This window comes from Paractinoplanes bogorensis (assembly GCF_018829635.1).
GTDB classification, from domain to species: domain Bacteria; phylum Actinomycetota; class Actinomycetes; order Mycobacteriales; family Micromonosporaceae; genus Actinoplanes; species Actinoplanes bogorensis.
The window spans coordinates 38,231-56,458 of the sequence record NZ_JAHKKG010000020.1 but is presented as its reverse complement, the minus strand read 5'-3'; the positions used below and the strand labels follow the sequence as shown (position 1 = coordinate 56,458).

The following is an 18,228-nucleotide window of genomic DNA, read 5'->3' as shown; positions in this document are numbered from 1 at the left end:
GTCGGACGGTTCACTGGATGGCCTGCTGACAGATCTCGGCGGCGGTCAGCACGCGCTGGTGCACGTAGACCTGATCGACGCTGCCGCGCCAGTAGCCGGCGGCGGCGCCGTCGATCCGGCCCCGGCCGATGACGAAGGAGCCCGGCGCCGACCACGGCGTGCCACCGGACGGGGCGGAGACCATCTCGCCGTTACAGCTGTCCTGGTTGCCCATGACGTGGATCTGGAGCGTCCCGGTCACGGCGTCGTACACGCCGCCCAGGTGCACCCACTTGTTGTCGGCCGGGGGGACCGAGTCCCCGACGGTGCCGGTGGCGCAGACCGACGACGGTCCGGCGCCGGCCGAGTCGGCGTCCCGCAGCACGAAGCACCAGCCACCCGCGCCCCCGTTGGCGCTCTTGCGATAGGCCAGCGCGAACCGGCTGGCTGTCGTCCCGTCGGCGCTGAGCACGTTCTGCTCGGCCGCGGCGGCCAGCGACGACGGCTTGGCCCAGGCCATGACGGTGAAGCTCTTGGCCGAGTCGATCACGGGGCTGCCGGTGGTGATCTGACCGGTGCCGTCGAAGACCGCGGCGTTGCCGATGTATCCGGCGCCCCAGCCCACCCCGCCGGCCAGCGTGCCCGGCTGGGCGACCACGGTGCTGCCGATCGGCGCGCAGATCGGATCGCCGGCGTCGGTGTTACCCGTGTCCGCGGCCGTGCTGCCGCCTGTCTCGTCGAGCCGCCAGTTCCAGCAGCGGTTCGGCACCGGGGTGACCCAGAACTGATAGTCGTTCTGAGCCAGCAGAGGTGACTTGTTGCCGGCCACGTCGGTGGCGTAGACCCGCATGGTGTGCACCATGTCGGTGGCCGGCGTGTAGGCGGCCGAGGCGGTCGTGGTGGTCGTGGCGCTGCCGCCGTCCACCGTCCACGTGTACTCGTACGCACCGGTGCCGCCGGCGAAGGCGAACGTGCCGCCCTGCCCGGGCCCACCCGACCAGCTCTTGTACGGGTACTGCGGCGACGAGATCGTCGGGGTGCCGGGCGGCGTCTTGTCGACCTTCAGGGTCTGCCAGCCGCTCCACCCGCCGGTCAGGTTGTTCTCGTCCTTCGACCGGGCCCGCCAGTAGTAGGTCCCGTTGTCGGCGAGCGAGGCCGTCACCTTCCACGACGCGTTCGAACCCGACGATCCGCTGTAGGGAGCGGCGGAGTTCGTGGCGACCAGCGTGCCCGTGTCGGCGGCGGTGGCTCGCACCTCGAAGGTCGTCTTGAGCGTTCCCCCGTACGGGTCGGACGCCTTCGCGATGAGCGTCGGCGTCGACGTGCGCACCGTCGCCGTACCGGAGCAGGCCTTGTAGCAGTCGGTGGTCGCGTTGAACGCCTGCGGTGCGGGCGCGTTGGGCGCCTTGTCGTAGGTGAGCACCAGGTACGTCTTGTCGGTGTAGAACTTCTTCCACCGGTCCTGCGAGCTCTCGTAGTCGCCCTCGTCGTTGCAGGCACAGAGCCCGGCCACATAGTTGGTCCAGTGCTGCCCGGGGTTGACCGCGTACTGCAGGTCGGAGCGCAGCGAGGCGTTGTCGAAGACCGCGTCGGCGTCGGGCTGGATGGTGCTGCAGCCGCCGGCCTCGTTGGCGTGGCCCTCCCAGGTGCCGATGGTGGTCGCCGGCAACGGCCGGGTGCTCCAGGCCATCCGAGCGCCCGAACTCACGGTGATGCCGCCCGTCCGGTACAGCCAGACCCAGCTGTTGTCACACGAGTACGAGTGGTCCAGCTTCATCTTGATCTCGGCGTCCAGGATCGTCGTGTCGTGGAGGCTGGAGATCGTGAAGTTGAAGAACGAGCGATAGAGCGTTCCGTCGTACGGGTTCCGGCCGACCCGGGCCCGGTTCTCCACATCGGTGTTGAAGTTGCCGTTGTTGGCCCACGCCCAGCGCTCCCGCAACCCGTTCATCGGCGGGTCGATGAAGACCGGATAGGTGGTCGCCGGATCGGCCAGCATCGCGGCGTCGGCCTGGACGGTCAGTTCGGCCCCCGACACGCCGACGACAGCCGGCTTGACCACGGCGGCGGCACCCGGCCGGGTGGCATCGGACGCCAGGTCCTCCGCCACTGCGCTCAGCCTGGACTTCGCATTCGCGGCGGCGGCGGTGCCGGGAACGCTCGAGTCCCACATCGACCCGCCTCCGCCGGACGCGAACACCTGGCCGGACGCATCCACGACCTCCAGGCCGCCGGTCTCGCCGAGGCGCCGCGTGGCCGAGCCGCCGAGCTGATAGCGAATCGTCTTGAGCAGAGGATTCTTCGCCGCCTCGGCCGTCTTCACCTCGATCGCGTGCCGGAAGCCGTCGGCCGTCGCGGTCACGTGCAGCGCGACACCCGGCAGCACCTCGTCATAGGTCGCGGACGCCCCGTCGAGCCGCGGCGCGGGCAGGGCGGACGGCCAGGCCAGCGTGAACGCCGACCCGTTGGACCGCCAGGTGACCAGCGGCCCGGAGCCGCCGGCCGAGAAGGCGATGTCGGCGGTCGAGGCCTCGGCACCCAGGCTGCCGTCGGTCCGCCGGACGAGGGTGGTCGAGATCGGGTCCCAGGACCCGTTGGCCCGGCGCACCCGCTGCGGCGTGATCGCCGACTCGAACCGGCGCTCGCCCGTCGGCGCGACGAACGTGCGGGTCAGCTCGGTGCGCAGACCGGCGACCTCGACGTCCTCGGCGCACCGCTGCGCGAGCGCCTCGGCGGCGGTTTCGGTCGGCGCTTCGGAACCACAGGCCGCGAGCGCGGCCGGGGCCACGTTCGGCGGCGTGGCGGCAGCGGATTGCGCGGTGAGGGCGGGCGCGAGCCCGGCCAGAAGTATGAGAGCAGAGACCCGGGCGAGGGCCCGGCCGGCGGTCGAAGGCGCAGAGGGCCGTCCGACCTGCCAGATGGCAGGACGCATTGAAGTATTTCCCCCCGTTGATATGTGAGGGGAACGTACGGATGATCATCCAACGAGGTCAATCAGCCGTTCAGATGATCTCCAGGAACCACACAGCCCCCGTTAACCCGGGACTCGCCGATTTGCGCTATGGGGCCTAGATCGTTCCCCCGGCCCGGCCCGGCCCACCGGGACCTCGCGCGCCGGAAATTCGGGGCACAATGCCGCGATGCGCCGGATCACCGCCGAACTCGTCCATCGCCTCACCGACCTCCAGCCCGGCCGCGACCTGGCCCCCATCGGTCTGGGGGCGATGAATCGCTACACCCGGTCGACCGACGGGCAGGCAGGTGCCCTGGACGAACAGCTTCGCGTGACCCGCCGGCGTGATGTCACGCCCGACAGGCGCCTGCTGGCGGCCTCCCCGGATCTGTCCACGGTGGTGCTGGGCGGCTTCGAACACATGGTCGTCCACCTGCACGACCGCACAGTGAAGGTCGCCATCGAGCACGCCGACACGGCAACCCTCGTCAGCACCACCCGGATGGTCGTGACCGCCCCCGCAGTCACCTACGGCGACGGTCACCACGTTCGCCTGGTCGACCTGCCGTCGGCCGCCGTCCTCGACACAGTCACGCTGGACCTGACCGACGCCTTGCTGTTCACGGCACCGCACCCGTCCGACGGTTCGATCGTGCTCAACGCCGACCTGGGCCAGGACGGCAGCAAAAACTTCGTGGTGCACACAGCCGACACCCACCTGACCGTCACCCCGATGCGCTCGGACGTGACCATCTCAGGCTTCAACCCGTCCGGCGCCCACCTGTTGCTGCTCCCCCACCCCGCGTCCGAAAACCAGGCAACGGTGCTGGACTGGCCGGCCCAGCGGCCGGCCGGCCACCTGAAAGGCGCCGACCTGGGCTTCACCGAGTACGGCATCGACATGTACGGCTGCTACCTGAGCAACGACCAAATCCTCCTGCTGACCGAGGGCGGCCTGCTGTTGTGCGATGCCGGCCTGGCCCCCATCGCCTGGCTGGACCTACCCACAACCGACGACGACACCCAGGTCGCTTCGGTCCTGGGCCTGGGCCCCCACTTGTTCGCAGCCGAGGTCTGGGCCAACCGGGCCAAGACAGCCGCCGTCTGGCGCACCCCCGCCACACACCCCTGACCAAACCCCGCATCCGATCATCAAGCGACAGAGGACCGGCATGGCCGCCGAGCTCTTCGAAGAGACATGACAGGCGGGCGCCAGTCCCACAGGATCAGCGACTCCAGCCGGCCAACGCGAGGCGCCAGGCACCCCCGCGCAACCACCAGCCCGCGCAAAGCGCCGGGCACCCCAGCGCAACCACCCACCCAGCGCAACCAACCGCACCCGTGGGGTTTCAGGGGGCTCGGCCCCCTGAGCAGATATAGAGGGAGGCCCCGGTCTGCGCTTTCCGCAGACAGGGGCCTCCGCCTCCCGTGGAGGTGCCGGGAATCGAACCCGGGTCCTTCGTCGCTTTGTCAGGGCTTCTCCGAGCGCAGCTCACTATGCCTCTACTCGGCCCCTGGAATCACGTGAGCGAGTTCCTGTGACGGGCCCAGTCGCTGATTAATCTCGCCGTGAGGTCCCCGCGACCGGGACCTGGTGGCCAACCTCCTAGCTGATGCCGGAGATCCGGGACGGAGGTACTCCCGGTCCGACAGACTCACTACTCGCCTCAGGCGGCGAGAGCGAAGTCAGCGCGATTGGTATCGGCGCTTATAAATTTCCGACGACCGATTCTCGAGACGACGTCGGCTTCCTCGGCTCGCTTCCCCTGTCTCCACATTCGAAGTCGAAACCAGTCACCCCCTGGTCAATGAACAACTGTGCCATCCTACCTGACCCGGCACGAGCCGCCCAACGCATTACAGCCGTCGGGGTGGGCGCGGCCGCGGCCGCTGGATGAGGTCTGGTAGCCGAACTGCGCCGTGTCGCCGGGGGCCAGCGGGCCGCCGGTGAAGACCAGGGTGTCGCCGTCCTGGGTGCCGGTGGCGTTCCACGTGCCGCGCAGCTGCAGGTCGCGGACGCGGGAGTGGCTCACCGTCACGCGCCATTCGACCGGTTTGTCGCCGCGGTTGACGACTCGGCCGGCTGCGACGTAGCCCGCTTCCCAGCTCGCGCCGACCTGCAGTGTCGCCTCGACGTTGCTGCGCGTGGGGGCGGGCTTACGAGTCTCCCGCCGAGGCGACGGCGACGACGGCGACGGCGACGGCGACGGCGATCGCGATAAGGAGGGCGAGGGCGACGTCGAGGACTCGAGGGCCGAGGGCGTGGCTGACGGCGTACGGGAAACGGTCTTGGAAGGTGTTGGTGTGACCGAGGGCATGGCCAGCACCGGGGGCCTGGATGCCTCGGCCGGGCCGACGGCGCGGACCGCGACCCAGACGGTGAGGAACACCAGGATCGCGACGGCGAAACTCAGGACGAACCGGGCCGTGCCGAAGTCGCGCACGGAGTGCTTGGCCAACGCGATTCCCTCTCAGGACACTCCGCGACGAGCAACGCGCCGACGGCGAAGAAAGGGGAAGGGTACCCGTCAGGACATGCCTTTGGCACGCCGGCCGAGGGCGCGACTGATCTCCTTCTGCGCGTCCTTGCTGGCCATGTCCTGCCGCTTGTCGTAGGCCTTCTTGCCCTTGGCGAGGCCGATCTCGACCTTGGCGTAGCCGTTGTGGAAGTAGACCTGGAGCGGAACCATCGTGACGCCGTCGTCGCGCAGCTTGTTGCGGATCTTGAGGATCTCGTCGCGGTGCAGCAGCATCTTGCGGACGCGTCGTGGTTCGTGGTTGGTCCAGGTGCCCTGGGTGTATTCGGGGATGTGCATCCCGTGCAGGAAGAGTTCGCCGCTGTTCTCGTGGCCGAACGCGTCGACCAGCGAGGCCCGCCCCAGCCGCAACGACTTGACCTCGGTGCCGGTGAGCACCAGGCCGGCCTCGTACGTGTCGAGGATGCTGTAGTCGTGGTAGGCCTTGCGGTTGGAGGCGACGACCTTGCGACCTTGTTCGCGTGGCATGCCGCCAACCTCCTATTGATGAGTGACCGAACCATGCAATGTTACTAGGCCGGTCAGCAGAGGCAGCGCGGCAGATAGTTGAGCGGATCCCGGGGCTCGCCGTTGAACCGGGTCTCGAAGTGCAGATGGTTGCCGGTCGAGGCGCCGGTGGTGCCGACCAGCCCGATCACCTCGCCCCGCCGCACGTACTCTCCGACGTGCACGAGAAACGCCGACTGGTGCCCGTAACAGGTCTGGAAGCCGACCCCGTTGATCCGGCCGTGGCTGACACAGGTGTAGCGCCCGTAGCCACCGGCCCATCCGGCCCTGATCACCCGCCCGGCCGCGGCCGCGTGGATGGGGGTGCCGCCGCCGGCCGCGATGTCCACGCCGGCGTGCAGTTGCCACACTCGGTAATACGGGTCGTATCGCCATCCGTAGTCGCTGGACTTCCAGCCGGCGACCGGCATGAGCAGCTGCCCACCGCCGTACTTGACGTCGCCCGATTTGAGGGAATACCCGCGCAGCGCCGCCTCGATCCGGGCCTCCTCCGCCTTCGCCGCCCGATAGCGCGCGAGCACGGCCGAGCGTTGCGAGTTCGCCACCCGCAGAGCCGCGGCCCGGGTCTGGGCCAACTGCACAAGAGCTTGTTGCGCCCGTACGGCGGCAGTCTGCGCTGTCCGTGCCGCGGTCAACCGGTCACGGGCGTCGGCCTCGGCGTCCTCGGCGGCGCGCTTGGCCAGTCCGGCCCGGTCCTGTTCGGTCCGGGCATCGCGCCGGGCCAGCACCAGCGTGTCGACGTCCTGCTGCTGGCTGCGCATGATCTGGTCGACGATGCTGAGCCGGTCCATCATGTCGGCCGGTCCGCTGGAGTCGACCAGCACGTTGAGGCGGGCGATGTTGCTGCCCATGTAGCTGGCGGTGGCGATCTCGTCGACCCGGTCGCGAGCGCCGTCGACCCGGTCCTGGGCCTCGGCGAAGCGACCGGCCACCTTCGCGTACGCATCCCGGGCGGCCTCGGCCTTGCGCTCGGCGGTGTTGGCGGCGTTCAGGGCGGCCGCGACCAGGCCGCGCGACGTGGCCACCTTCTTCTGGGCGGCGGGCATCGCGGCGGTGGCGACCTCGAGCTTGGCGGCCGCGGCGCGTGCCAGGTCGGTGGCGTGTTCGAGGACGGCCTCGGCGCGCTGCACCGCTTTACCGGCGCGCTCGGCGTCGTCCCCTCCGGTTTCGGCCGAAGCGGGGTGCGGTGCGATCAACAGTCCCGCGCAAAACACCAGAAGAGCACATTTCCGGTTATGTCGACGTTTGGACCACACGAGAAGCACCGTAACGCGGTGATCTAGGTCGTACAGCCCAAAACGCCCAACGAGCCGCCTCCCCGAGAGGGAAGGCGGCTCGTTGGCGTGATTTAACTCAGACCTTGAGGTAGAAGCGCAGCGTCACCCAGGCGGTGACCGCACTGACCAGGGCGCCGACGCCGGCCAGCAGCGGCAGCATGAGCCACACGTTGCCGTTGTCGATCGGGGTCAGGATGTTCGTCAGCGCCTGCAGCTTGTTGTCGAACAGCACGATCTTGCCGACGAACAGGGCGACGAAGCCGAGGATGGCACCGATCAGGCCGGCCACCACCGCCTCGAGCACGAACGGGGCCTGGATGAACCAGTTCGACGCGCCGACCAGCTTCATGACCGCGACCTCGCGGCGCTTGCTGTACGCGGCGACCTGGATGGTGTTTCCGACGAGGAGCAGCGCGGCCAGCGCCATCACCCCCGCGACCACCAGCGCACCCACCTGGATGGCGTTGAAGATGTTGAACACCTTGTCGAGCAGTGCCCGCTGATCGATGATGTCCTGAATGCCCTGCATTCCGGTCATCTGATCGGTGAACGTCTTGTAGGTCTCCGGGTTCTTCAGCTTCACCCGGAACGACTCGGGCAGGCTGTTGGGGCCGACCGACTTGACGAACTCGGGCGAGTCCTTCCAGAGCTCCTGGAACCGCTTGAGAGCTTCCTCACGGGTCTCGTAGGTGCGCTCTTGGACCAGAGGGTTGGACGAGATCGCCTGGTCGATCGCCGTGCGCTGAGCCTCGGTGACATCGGTGCGCAGGAAGATCGAAACCTCGATCTCGCCGTAGTAGTAGTTCTTCATCTGGTCGACCTGCATGTAGAGCAGCACGCTCGCGCCCAGCATGGTCAGCGAGACCGACATGGTGATGATCATGGCGACCGTCATCGTGACGTTGCGCCACAGGCCCACCAGGACCTCGTTGAGGACGTACTTCAAGCGCATCGGGGGGTTCCTTCCGGGACTCCGCGCAGTTCTTCTTCAGTCGGGGGTTCGGCGGAGCTCAGCCGTAGACGCCGCGAGCCTGGTCGCGGACGATGCGGCCACTCTCGATCTCGATGACGCGACGGCGCATCTGGTTGACGATGTTGGAGTCGTGCGTGACCATCACGACCGTCGTGCCGGTCCGGTTGATCCGGTCGAGCAGTCGCATGATCTCGATCGAGGTGTCCGGGTCGAGGTTACCGGTGGGCTCGTCGGCGAGCAGGATCAGCGGCCGGTTCACGAACGCCCGGGCGACCGCGACACGCTGCTGCTCACCACCGGAGAGCTCGTGCGGGTAGCGGTGCTCCTTGCCACCCAGGCCGACCAGCTCGAGAACCTCGGGCACGACCCGCCGCGACACGGCCTTGGTCTTGCCGATGACCTCCAGCGCGAAGGCCACGTTCTCGTACGCGGTGCGGTTGGGCAGCAGCCGGAAATCCTGGAACACGCAGCCGATCGAGCGGCGGAAGTGGGGGATCTTCCAGGACCGGATGGAGGTGACGTCCTTGGCGTTCACCACCACCTTGCCCTGGGTCGGCGAGACCTCGTGGAGGAGAAGCTTGATGATCGTCGACTTGCCGGAACCGGAGGGGCCGATGAAGAAGACGAACTCACCCTTCTCGATACCGACGCTGACATCGTCCAGCGACGGCCGAGACGCCTTCGGGTACGTCTTCGTCACGTTCTCGAGCTGAATCACGGGAACGGAGTCTACGCGGTGTAACGAAAACGCCAACCCCGCCGGGTCCGCCATTCTGCGCGTCCGGTGAAGAAACCCGGCCGCCGGGCGACGACGGCCCACCGTTCGTCGGGGCGCCGTCGCCGTCCGTAGACGATCTTGCCGGTCGTTACTCCGAGGCGGCCTTCTGTGACTGCTTGCGCCAGCGGATACCGGCCTCGATGAACTCGTCGAGATCGCCGTCGAAGACGTTCGACGGGTTGCCCGTCTCCTGCTCAGTGCGCAGATCCTTGACCATCTGATAGGGGTGCAGCACGTACGAGCGCATCTGGTCGCCCCAGGATCCGGTGGTGTCCTGCTTGAGGCCGGCCATCTTGGCCTCCTCCTCCTGGCGCTTGCGCTCGAGCAGCCGGGCCTGGAGGACGCGCATGGCCGAGGCCTTGTTCTGAAGCTGGGACTTCTCGTTCTGACACGTGACGACGATCCCCGTCGGAATGTGCGTGAGGCGCACAGCGGAGTCGGTCGTGTTAACGCTCTGTCCACCGGGACCCGACGAACGGTAGACGTCGACGCGCATCTCGTTCTCGGGGATGTCGATGTGGTCGGTCTGCTCGACGACGGGCATCACCTCGACGCCGGCGAAGCTCGTCTGACGGCGGCCCTGGTTGTCGAACGGGCTGATCCGGACCAGGCGGTGGGTGCCCGACTCGACGCTCAACGTCCCGTAGGCGTACGGGACCTTGACCGCGAAGGTGGCCGACTTGAGCCCCGCCTCTTCGGCGTAGGAGGTGTCGTAGACCTCGGTCGGGTAGCCGTGCCGCTCGGCCCAGCGCAGATACATCCGCATGAGCATCTCGGCGAAGTCGGCCGCGTCGACACCGCCGGCGCCGGCCCGGATCGCCACCACCGCCTCGCGGGAGTCGTACTCCCCCGACAGCAGGGTGCGGACCTCCATCTCCTCGATGGCCTTGGTCAGCGCGACGAGCTCGTCGCCCACCTCGTGGACGGAGGCGTCGTCACCCTCGGCCTCGGCCATCTCGAGCAGCAGGCCGGCGTCGTCGAGCCGGGACCGCAGGCGCTCCATGCGGCTGATCTCGCCGGAGACGTAGGAGAGGCGGCTGTTGACCTCTTGCGCACGGGCCTGGTCGTCCCACAGGTCGGGGGCGGAGGCCTGCTCCTCGAGGTCTGCCTTGTCCGCGCGCAGCTTGTCGACGTCCAGGACGTTCTCGATGTTGCGCAGGGTGGCGTCGAGGGTCTTGAGTTGCTCGGGATAGTCGGCAGCAGTCACGACAGTCAAGAATACGCCGCCCCGACCAGAAAGCTGGTCGGGGCGGTCGAGGATGAGTAGGGAGCTTGCCCGGCCCGTCCGCCGGGCTCACTCCGGCGTCAGCCGGCTGGGGCGATCTTGAGCCAGCTCAGCGCGGCCTTGTGATAGGCGACGGCGAACTCGAGGGCCGCGGCACCGTACTGGTCGCCCGCCTTCTTCGCCTCCTTCGCCTGTTCCTTGGCCATGGCCATGGCCTCGGCGTGGTACTCGTTGGCGTTGGTGTAGAGGCTCTGCAGCTGAGATCCGCTGTGCTGATCGCCGAAGGCGACCCGGAGCGCGACCGGGTTACGCAGAGCGTCCCGGCCCGGGGCCTCGGCGAGCCACCGACTGAAGGCTCGCTTGCCGGAGGCGGTGATGGCGTAGGGCTGGCTGGATCTGGGGCCGGGCTTGCCGAGACGGACGTAGCCCATTTCGGCGAGAACCGGCAATTCGCGGTAGACCTGGCTCCGCGTCATCGACCAGTAGGGCCCGAGGCGGCGTTCGGCAGCCGCCATCAGCTGACCGCCGGTCATCGGCCCCTCGTGGAGCAGGCCGAGCAGAGCGGCAGCCGTGGGATTGATTTGAGAGTCGGGCATGCCTTCTACGCTGCCACTTTGTCGTGCCGACGTCCAGGATTTCGCCCGATCCGTCCATTTTGCGTCTCCACAAACGACTGTCCCGCACGGACAGTCCGACCACGAGTGTCGAGACGGCGCGTTCTGCCGAAAATCTGGCTCTTGACCAGCTAAAATGGTCCTAGCCAAACGGTCAGACGGCGATGCCGGGCAGGAAACCCCCGAAACGGGACAGATAGCCGCTCAGGAACAGCATCGTTCCTAACAAACCTGACATTCGACTCCGTTTAGCGTGTCGGCGCGCCGCGGTGACTCCACTTCGGCATCCTGCCCCGCGACACGGCCCGCCTTTCCCGTTCGTCGCGGGGCGACGGAGGCCGCGTACCCTGAGCCTCATGTCTGAGCAGGAGGTCACACCGGCCCCGAAACCGGCCGCCGCCGCTTCGTCGAACGGTCTTCTGCTGGCGTTCGTGACGCTGGTCTGGCTGGGCGCCATGCTGTGGTCGGCCCGCGAGACCATCACCGGCCGCGACAACGCCGAGATGGAGGTGACGTCGTCGGCCTACGCGCTGCCGGGCGCCATCTCGGCCGCGCTGGTCGCCGGGTCCACGGTGGCGCTTGCGGTCCTCGCCCTGATGCGCCGCCGCGGCGAGCTCGGTGCGACCACCCGTTTCATCATCGCCACCGGCGCCGGCCTGCTCGTCGGAGTGCTGGGCGCCGTCGTCATCGTCACGATCAACACCGAGGGCTGGCTGTACGCCGTGATGGGCGGGACGGTGGCCGCCGCGGCGACGATCGGCGGGGCGGTGGCCGGCTTCCGCATCCCCCGCGTGGTGACCGCGGTCGGCTGGGCCTCGGTGGCCGTCTTCGTGGTCGGCTTCCTGCTGAACATCTTCCAGGGCCCGCTGCTCGATCTGCTCAGCTCGGGCGAGACGAGCTCACAGGCGAACGCGTCCCAGTGGTTCTCGTACGGCCAGGGCGCGCTCAGCGGTCTCGCCGCGGGCATCGTGTCCTATCGGGTGCTGCGCCGCGCCCGGGCCCGGTCCGGCGGGCTGGACGTGCCGTGGCCGCTCTACGGTCTGGCCGGCGCCGGCGCGGGTCTGCTGCTCGTCATCGCCGAGATCCTCACCCGCACGGCGGGCAGCCGGGTGCTCGATCTGGCCGGACGGGTCAGCGAGCTCGAACTCGTGGTGCAGCAGATGCTCAGCGGCGCCCGGCTCAACAGCGCGCTGATCGTCCTCTTCGTCGGGGCCATCAGCGCCACGATCGCCGTGGGCCGCACGATCAGCCCCGGCACCGAGGACGACTCCGCGCCCGACGAGGACACGGACTCGGACGCTCCCGCCGCGCCGATCAAGTCACAGGCACGCCCCACCAGCGCATCCTGAACGAGCGCAGCGCCCCAGATCGCGGCACGGGCGGCGGCCCAGGCTAACAGCGCGGGCTAGCCGTCCGGGCGGCTGTTTCTCAGGCGAGTTCGTCCAGCTCCGTGACCGCGTACCACTCGAGCTCGTGATCCTCAGCACCGTCGACGGTGAACTGAGCGTCAGGATCGCCGGCGGCCGCCTCATCGACCACTTCGGCCGCCGCCGCTACCGACTCAGCCGCATCAGCACTGTCGACGTGGATCGAGGCGACCTCCTTGAGCGACACCGCCTGCGGCAACCGCACAGTGCTCGATCCCAGCTCGATGTCTTCACGAACGAGCGCCGACGATGGCACATCAGCCGACACCACGACCCGGCGGCGCGGCGCCTCCGGGTCGAGCCGCAGCAGATGAAGCGCATCCTGAGCGGCCCGGGTGAAGGCGACGTACTCAAGCTCCTCTTCGTCGCCCTCGGCATACCACTCACGCAGCGCCGGAGTCACCGCATGCGCCTCCAGCGCCCCGGCACCCAGCTGCCCGTCGGCGCGCAGGGCCGCAAGCATCGGCACGGTGGCCGGCACATAGACCCGGACCAGCTCGGTGATCGGCACGTCTCCTCCAGCGTTTGAACCGTCCCCGTAGTACACCGCCGAGGCGGCGCCGGGTAGGCCCATTCCACCAGTCGTGTCCGGATCGTGGCGCGCCGGGCTGTGGATAACTCCGCACTGTGGATAACCCAGCCACCCCCGCTCTCGCGCAGTACGGTCCCCTCACTTCCTTAGTCCCTGGGTGGGCGGGGGAGGCGGCGGCTGCTCCGATGATCTTGGCCGTGTCTGATCTTGACCGTGACTGATCTTGGCCGTGTGACGGGATCAGCAGCCGCAGGACTCCGGGGGCGCGCCGGCGAGCAGCAGGAGCGGGACCGGCGCTGTGCGGGGGTCGGCCGGGGTGGTGACGTCGCCGTCGGGGGTGCGTACGGGGAAGCCCTCGCGGATCCAGTACTCGATGCCGCCGATCATTTCCTTGACCTGATAGCCGAGCCGGGCCAGGGCGAGCGCCGACCGGGTGGCGCCGTTGCAACCGGGGCCCCAGCAGTACGTGACCACGGGCACCGCGGGGTCGAGCAGTTCAGCGGCGCGAGCCGGGATGTCGGCGGTCGGCAGGTGCAGGGCGCCCGCGATGTGGGCCTGGTCCCACGAGGCCTGGGACCGGGAGTCGATGAGCACGAAGCCGGTCGCCGCGCGTACGTCGGAAACGTCGGTCTGGAAGTTCAGCTGGGCCTCGAAGAAGGCAACGGCGGAAGTCATGCCAACACGCTAGGGGCGCCGGCGCCGCTGTGACATGGCCGTTCCCCGGCACATCTGGCCTCGCGCCGGGGAAACACGTTTAGATGAGCGCCATGACCACGGATATCGCACTCGACTCGACGGATTGGCGATTGCTCACCGAGCTGCAGAAGGACGGGCGTTCCTCGTACGCGGAACTCGCCCGCGCCGTCTCGATGTCGCCCAGCGCCGTCACCGAGCGGGTCCGGCGGCTGGAGGAGGCCGGCGTGATCGCGGGCTATCGGGCCACCGTCGATCCCGAAAGGGTCGGTTTGCATGTGATGGCCTTCGTTCGCATGCGTTACCCGCACGGCAACTACAAGCCGTTCCATGATCTGCTCGGCTCCACGCCCGAGATCGTCGAGGCGCACCACGTCACGGGTGAGGACTGCTTCGTGCTCAAGGTGCTGGCCCGCTCGATGCGCCACCTCGAGGAGGTCACCGGACGTATTTCGGGGCTCGGAGCGGTCACCACCAGCGTCGTCTACTCGAGCCCACTCACCGGTCGAGCCGTCGCCGGACCCGAGTGACGCGTTCCGAGGGAAACGGTGGCAAACTGAGGCCGCCGAATCTCGACCGGAGGTGACCGTGGCGGAGCCGCGCTTCCTGCTGCTGACCGACGTCGCCACCGAGCTGAACGTCTCGGAGTCGCAGGTCTATCACATGGTCCGCAGCGGCGAACTGCCCGCGATCAAGATCGGCGGCCGGGGTCAGTGGCGGGTCGAACGGGCCCGGCTCGAGCAGTACATCGAGGACAAGTACGCCGAGACGGCGACCTGGGTGGCCCACAACCCGCTCAACGCGGCCGAGAGCGAGCAGTAGCCGCCCGCCCGTTTCGCCCCTCTTCCCATCTGGCTCAGATGGATCTCCGTTCGCGTTGACCCCCGATCCGCGCTGTCTTCAGAATCGCTGTCACAGGCAAACGAAGGCAAACGCAAGGTCAACTCAACGACAAGGGGTGCGGTGGTGCAGACAACGGCAGAGGCAACCCGAGCCAGACCCTCGACTCTGATCACCCTGCGCCCCGTCCCACGCTGCGAGCCACCCTTCGACGACGAGCTGGAGCCCACGGTCTGGGCCACGGCTCACCAGCTGTCCCTCGACTGGCCGTCCCGGCACCCCGACGGCGGGCCACGATCCGGCGGCGAGCGCGGCCGGGACGGCGAGCGCGGTAGGGACGACGGATCGGAAGGCGACCCGGAGAGCAGAAGGACGCCGCAGCACTCCCCCATCGCCGGCGCCTCGCCCGAGGCCAAACTGGCCGTACGACGATTCGTCCACACCTGTGTCGAGGTGCTCGAAGGGCACCGCCCGGCGGCTCACCTACGCCGCCTCTCCCGCCCGATGGAGGCGGGCTCGGTGGTCGCCCAGGGCATGGCCGCCGCGCATCGAGTGGCCGACATCCGGCGGGCGTCCCAGCCCCGCGGCGGCCGCCGCCCGGTCCGCCGGATCCCACCGGTCGCCGTGATCCACGTCCGGCTGTGCGAGCCCCGCCCCGGCGCCGTGGAGGCCGCCGTCGCCCTCGTCACCGGCGACCGCACCTGGGCCCTGGCGCTGCGGCTCGAGCTGCACGAGGAGTGCTGGCGCGCCACCGCCCTGCGCCTGATCTGACCAGACCCCCGGGGCGCCCGCCGACCACACTCGGCAGCGGGCGTCCCGGGCCGCAACACGACACCAAAGCCCGGCCGCAACACGACACCGAGCGCGAAACGACGACGGCCCGCTGGCGTGATGCCGGCGGGCCGTCGTGCGGGTCTTACTCAGACGGCGCCAGGCGCACCGTGGCAGCGCTTGTACTTCTTGCCCGAACCGCAATAGCAGGGCGCGTTGCGCGACGGGCCGTTGGACTCGGCCGCGCCCGGCGCCTGCGCGCGCCGCCCGCCCGTGTGGGCCGGGCTGGCCGGCACCGGCGAACCGCCCGGGCCGATGCCCAGGGCCGGCGCCTGCGGCTGCTGCTGGTTCTGGATCTGCGGCGAGCCCTCACCGGCCTCGCCGTCGATCGCGGGCGACGTGTATTGCAGGTTGCGCGGCCGGCTCTCGCCGCCCAGGCCCTTCGCCCGCACCGCCACCCGGTCGGCCTCGGTCTCGTTGTCCGAGTCGCCGTCGGCCATCACGCCACCGGCCGGCAGGGGCACCGCCTTGCTCGGGTCGACGGTCACCGTGGGCTGCTCCTGCACCTGGACCTCCAGGTTGAACAGGAACCCGACCGCCTCCTCCTTGATGCCCTCCATCATCTGGTTGAACATGTCGAAGCCCTCGCGCTGGTACTCGACCACCGGGTCACGCTGGGCGTACGCCCGCAGGTTGATGCCTTCCTGCAGGTAGTCCATCTCGTAGAGGTGTTCGCGCCACTTGCGGTCGATGACGCTGAGCAGCACCTGACGCTCGAGCTCGCGCAGCGCCTCGGCCCCGAGCTCCTCTTCCCGCGTCTTGTACGCCTGGTTGGCGTCCTCGACCAGCTGGGCCGTGAGGAACTCGGCGTCGATCGACTGCCGCTCGCCGCCGGACTCCTCGATCATGTCTTCGACCGTGATGGTGACCGGGTAGAGGCGCTTGAGGTTGGTCCAGAGCTGTTCGAGATCCCAGTCCTCGGCGTAGCCCTCACCGGTGGCCGCGCCCACGTAGTCGTTGACCACGTCGTTGATCATGTTTTCGACCTGGTCGTGCATGTCCTCGCCGTCGAGGACACGCTTGCGCTCGGCGTAGATCACCTGGCGCTGCTTGTTCATGACCTCGTCGTACTTGAGGACGTTCTTGCGGATCTCGGCGTTCTGACCCTCGATCTGGGTCTGCGCGCTGCGGATCTGCCGGGTCACCATCTTGGACTCGATCGGCACGTCGTCGGGGATGTTGAACCGCTCCATCACGGCCTCGACGGCACCGGCCCGGAACCGCTTCATGAGGTCGTCCTGCAGGGACAGGTAGAACCGGGACTCGCCCGGGTCACCCTGCCGGCCGGAACGACCGCGGAGCTGGTTGTCGATGCGGCGGGAGTCGTGGCGCTCGGTGCCGAGGACGTAGAGGCCGCCGGCCGACGTCACCTCGGCCGCTTCCTCCTCGCAAGCTTCCTTCCAGACCGGAAGCACCTCTTCGAGGGCCTTGGCGTACTCGTCCGGGTCTTCCACCGGGTCGAGGCCGCGCTGGGCCAGCTCGTTGGCCGCGAGGAAGTCGGGGTTACCGCCGAGCAGGATGTCGGTGCCGCGGCCGGCCATGTTGGTGGCCACCGTGACCCCGCCCTTGCGGCCGGCCTGGGCGATGATCGTCGCTTCCTGCGCGTGGAACTTCGCGTTCAGCACGCTGTGCGGGATGCCCCGGCGGCGCAGCAGCTGCGAGAGGATCTCCGAGTTTTCCACCGAGACCGTGCCGACCAGGACGGGCTGACCGGTCTCGTGCCGCTCGGCGATGTCCTCGATGACGGCCTCGAACTTGGCCTTCTCGGTCTTGTAGATGACGTCGGGGTGGTCGATGCGGATCATCGGCCGGTGGGTCGGGATGGACACGACGCCGACCTTGTAGACGCTGTTGAACTCGCCGGCCTCGGTCTGCGCCGTACCGGTCATGCCGCCGAGCTTCTCGTAGAGCCGGAAGTAGTTCTGCAGCGTGATGGTCGCCAGGGTCTGGTTCTCCTGCTTGACCTCGACGCCCTCCTTGGCCTCGATGGCCTGGTGCATGCCCTCGTTGTAGCGACGGCCGTGCAGGATGCGACCGGTGAACTCGTCGACGATGAGGACCTCGCCGCCCTCGTCGACGATGTAGTCCTTGTCGCGCTTGTAGAGCTCCTTGGCCTTGATGGCGTTGTTGAGGTAGCCCACCAGCGGGGTGTTGACCGACTCGTACAGGTTGTCGATGCCGATGCGGTCTTCGACCTTGCCGACACCGCGCTCGGTGATCGAGATGGTGCGCTTGGCCTGGTCGACGTCGTAGTCGCCCTCGCCGTCGGTGCCGCGCTGGAGCCGGGCCACGATCGAGGCGAACTCGCCGTACCACCGCTGCGAGTGCTCGGCCGGGCCGCTGATGATCAGCGGGGTGCGCGCCTCGTCGATGAGGATCGAGTCGACCTCGTCGACGATCGCGAAGTTGTGGCCCCGCTGCACCAGCTCGTCCTTCGACCACGCCATGTTGTCGCGCAGGTAGTCGAAGCCGAACTCGTTGTTGGTGCCGTACGTGATGTCGCACAGGTAGGCCGCGCGGTGCTCCGTGGAGGGGCGGTTCGGCAGGATCACACCGACCGTCAGGCCGAGGAACCCGTGCACCCGGCCGACCCACTCGGCGTCGCGCTGGGCGAGGTAGTCGTTCACCGTGATGATGTGCACGCCCTTGCCGCTCAACGCGTTGAGGTAGGCCGGGAACACGCCGGTCAGGGTCTTGCCCTCACCGGTCTTCATCTCGGGGATGTTGCCGAAGTGCAGGGCGGCGCCGCCCATCAGCTGGACGTCGTAGGCCCGCTGGCCGAGCACCCGCTTGGCACCTTCCCGGGCCACCGCGAACGCCTCGGGCAGCAGCGAGTCGAGCGACTCACCGTCCGCCACACGTTCTTGGAACTGCTGGGTGCACTCGCGCAACTCGTCATCGGTCAGGTCGACATAGTCGTCCTCGATCGAATTGACCGCATCCGCGATCGCCTTGAGCCGGCGCACCATGCGGCCTTCGCCGGCGCGTAGGACCTTTTCCAAAATCGACACGGGTCAGCGCTCCCCTAGACAGTCTGCCGAACCATCGTAGGCACCCTTCCG

16 protein-coding genes and 1 other RNA gene are annotated in these 18,228 nt (G+C 68.5%); 5 read left to right on the top strand and 12 right to left on the bottom strand.

Features of this window, described 5'->3' with window-relative positions; genetic code table 11:
- Positions 1 to 10: 10 nt before the first annotated feature.
- Positions 11 to 2,911 carry a LamG-like jellyroll fold domain-containing protein gene (locus KOI35_RS43865; RefSeq protein WP_215795692.1) on the bottom strand — a complete coding sequence of 967 codons (2,901 nt, stop codon included), beginning with the start codon at positions 2,909 to 2,911 and terminating at the stop codon, positions 11 to 13.
- A gap of 208 nt (positions 2,912 to 3,119) precedes the next feature.
- Here KOI35_RS43865 and KOI35_RS43860 point away from each other — a divergent pair, with 208 nt between their 5' ends.
- Complete coding sequence (locus KOI35_RS43860) at positions 3,120 to 4,064, top strand: hypothetical protein (RefSeq protein WP_215795691.1); 945 nt, start codon at positions 3,120 to 3,122, stop codon at positions 4,062 to 4,064.
- A 294-nt stretch (positions 4,065 to 4,358) separates the two neighbouring features.
- Here KOI35_RS43860 and ssrA read toward each other — a convergent pair.
- The 8 genes from ssrA to KOI35_RS43820 form a co-directional block, all read right to left on the bottom strand.
- Positions 4,359 to 4,734: a transfer-messenger RNA gene (gene ssrA / locus KOI35_RS43855) on the bottom strand.
- Positions 4,735 to 4,758: 24 nt separating this feature from the next.
- Complete coding sequence (locus KOI35_RS43850; protein WP_215795690.1) at positions 4,759 to 5,391, bottom strand: cellulose binding domain-containing protein; 633 nt, start codon at positions 5,389 to 5,391, stop codon at positions 4,759 to 4,761.
- 69 nt (positions 5,392 to 5,460) lie between these two features.
- Positions 5,461 to 5,937, bottom strand: coding sequence for an SsrA-binding protein SmpB (gene smpB, locus KOI35_RS43845; protein WP_215795689.1), 477 nt, complete (start codon positions 5,935 to 5,937; stop codon positions 5,461 to 5,463).
- Between the two features lie 53 nt (positions 5,938 to 5,990).
- A complete protein-coding gene (locus KOI35_RS43840; protein ID WP_308121427.1) occupies positions 5,991 to 7,106 on the bottom strand; it encodes a M23 family metallopeptidase in 1,116 nt (371 codons plus the stop codon).
- A gap of 223 nt (positions 7,107 to 7,329) precedes the next feature.
- Positions 7,330 to 8,205 carry a permease-like cell division protein FtsX gene (ftsX, locus tag KOI35_RS43835; protein WP_215795687.1) on the bottom strand — a complete coding sequence of 292 codons (876 nt, stop codon included), beginning with the start codon at positions 8,203 to 8,205 and terminating at the stop codon, positions 7,330 to 7,332.
- Positions 8,206 to 8,263: 58 nt separating this feature from the next.
- On the bottom strand, positions 8,264 to 8,944 hold the full coding sequence (ftsE, locus tag KOI35_RS43830) for a cell division ATP-binding protein FtsE (protein ID WP_215795686.1): 681 nt from the start codon (positions 8,942 to 8,944) through the stop codon (positions 8,264 to 8,266).
- Between the two features lie 148 nt (positions 8,945 to 9,092).
- Positions 9,093 to 10,211, bottom strand: a complete 1,119-nt coding sequence (gene prfB, locus KOI35_RS43825) for a peptide chain release factor 2 (RefSeq protein WP_215795685.1) — start codon at positions 10,209 to 10,211, stop codon at positions 9,093 to 9,095.
- A 98-nt stretch (positions 10,212 to 10,309) separates the two neighbouring features.
- Positions 10,310 to 10,825 carry a PadR family transcriptional regulator gene (locus KOI35_RS43820; protein ID WP_215795684.1) on the bottom strand — a complete coding sequence of 172 codons (516 nt, stop codon included), beginning with the start codon at positions 10,823 to 10,825 and terminating at the stop codon, positions 10,310 to 10,312.
- A 374-nt stretch (positions 10,826 to 11,199) separates the two neighbouring features.
- Between KOI35_RS43820 and KOI35_RS43815 the strand changes: the two genes are divergently transcribed.
- The gene (locus KOI35_RS43815) at positions 11,200 to 12,192 is read left to right on the top strand and encodes a hypothetical protein (RefSeq protein WP_215795683.1); all 993 of its coding nucleotides are present in this window, start codon (positions 11,200 to 11,202) and stop codon (positions 12,190 to 12,192) included.
- 79 nt (positions 12,193 to 12,271) lie between these two features.
- Here the strand turns inward: KOI35_RS43815 and KOI35_RS43810 are convergent, their stop codons facing one another.
- Positions 12,272 to 12,781 (bottom strand): DUF6912 family protein, encoded by a 510-nt coding sequence (locus KOI35_RS43810; RefSeq protein WP_438870661.1) that lies wholly within the window; start codon positions 12,779 to 12,781, stop codon positions 12,272 to 12,274.
- 261 nt (positions 12,782 to 13,042) lie between these two features.
- Positions 13,043 to 13,477 (bottom strand): rhodanese-like domain-containing protein, encoded by a 435-nt coding sequence (locus tag KOI35_RS43805; protein ID WP_215795682.1) that lies wholly within the window; start codon positions 13,475 to 13,477, stop codon positions 13,043 to 13,045.
- Between the two features lie 92 nt (positions 13,478 to 13,569).
- Here KOI35_RS43805 and KOI35_RS43800 point away from each other — a divergent pair, with 92 nt between their 5' ends.
- The 3 genes from KOI35_RS43800 (at position 13,570) to KOI35_RS43790 (ending at position 15,106) form a co-directional block, all read left to right on the top strand.
- Positions 13,570 to 14,025, top strand: a complete 456-nt coding sequence (locus KOI35_RS43800; RefSeq protein WP_215795681.1) for an Lrp/AsnC family transcriptional regulator — start codon at positions 13,570 to 13,572, stop codon at positions 14,023 to 14,025.
- A gap of 58 nt (positions 14,026 to 14,083) precedes the next feature.
- The gene (locus KOI35_RS43795; protein WP_215795680.1) at positions 14,084 to 14,317 is read left to right on the top strand and encodes a helix-turn-helix transcriptional regulator; all 234 of its coding nucleotides are present in this window, start codon (positions 14,084 to 14,086) and stop codon (positions 14,315 to 14,317) included.
- Between the two features lie 144 nt (positions 14,318 to 14,461).
- Positions 14,462 to 15,106: an Rv3235 family protein gene (locus KOI35_RS43790; RefSeq protein WP_308121426.1), complete on the top strand. Its 645-nt coding sequence runs from the start codon at positions 14,462 to 14,464 to the stop codon at positions 15,104 to 15,106.
- Positions 15,107 to 15,255: 149 nt separating this feature from the next.
- Here KOI35_RS43790 and secA read toward each other — a convergent pair whose 3' ends face one another.
- Positions 15,256 to 18,177 carry a preprotein translocase subunit SecA gene (gene secA / locus KOI35_RS43785; RefSeq protein WP_215795679.1) on the bottom strand — a complete coding sequence of 974 codons (2,922 nt, stop codon included), beginning with the start codon at positions 18,175 to 18,177 and terminating at the stop codon, positions 15,256 to 15,258.
- Positions 18,178 to 18,228 lie beyond the last annotated feature (51 nt).

Bases quoted from the DNA above. Each gene is read 5' to 3' on its own strand.
- KOI35_RS43865 (WP_215795692.1), bottom strand. From the start codon at position 2,911: ATGCGTCCTGCCATCTGGCAGGTCGGACGGCCCTCTGCGCCTTCGACC.
- KOI35_RS43860 (WP_215795691.1), top strand. From the start codon at position 3,120: ATGCGCCGGATCACCGCCGAACTCGTCCATCGCCTCACCGACCTCCAG.
- smpB (WP_215795689.1), bottom strand. From the start codon at position 5,937: ATGCCACGCGAACAAGGTCGCAAGGTCGTCGCCTCCAACCGCAAGGCC.
- ftsX (WP_215795687.1), bottom strand. From the start codon at position 8,205: ATGCGCTTGAAGTACGTCCTCAACGAGGTCCTGGTGGGCCTGTGGCGC.
- KOI35_RS43820 (WP_215795684.1), bottom strand. From the start codon at position 10,825: ATGCCCGACTCTCAAATCAATCCCACGGCTGCCGCTCTGCTCGGCCTG.
- KOI35_RS43815 (WP_215795683.1), top strand. From the start codon at position 11,200: ATGTCTGAGCAGGAGGTCACACCGGCCCCGAAACCGGCCGCCGCCGCT.
- KOI35_RS43805 (WP_215795682.1), bottom strand. From the start codon at position 13,477: ATGACTTCCGCCGTTGCCTTCTTCGAGGCCCAGCTGAACTTCCAGACC.
- KOI35_RS43800 (WP_215795681.1), top strand. From the start codon at position 13,570: ATGACCACGGATATCGCACTCGACTCGACGGATTGGCGATTGCTCACC.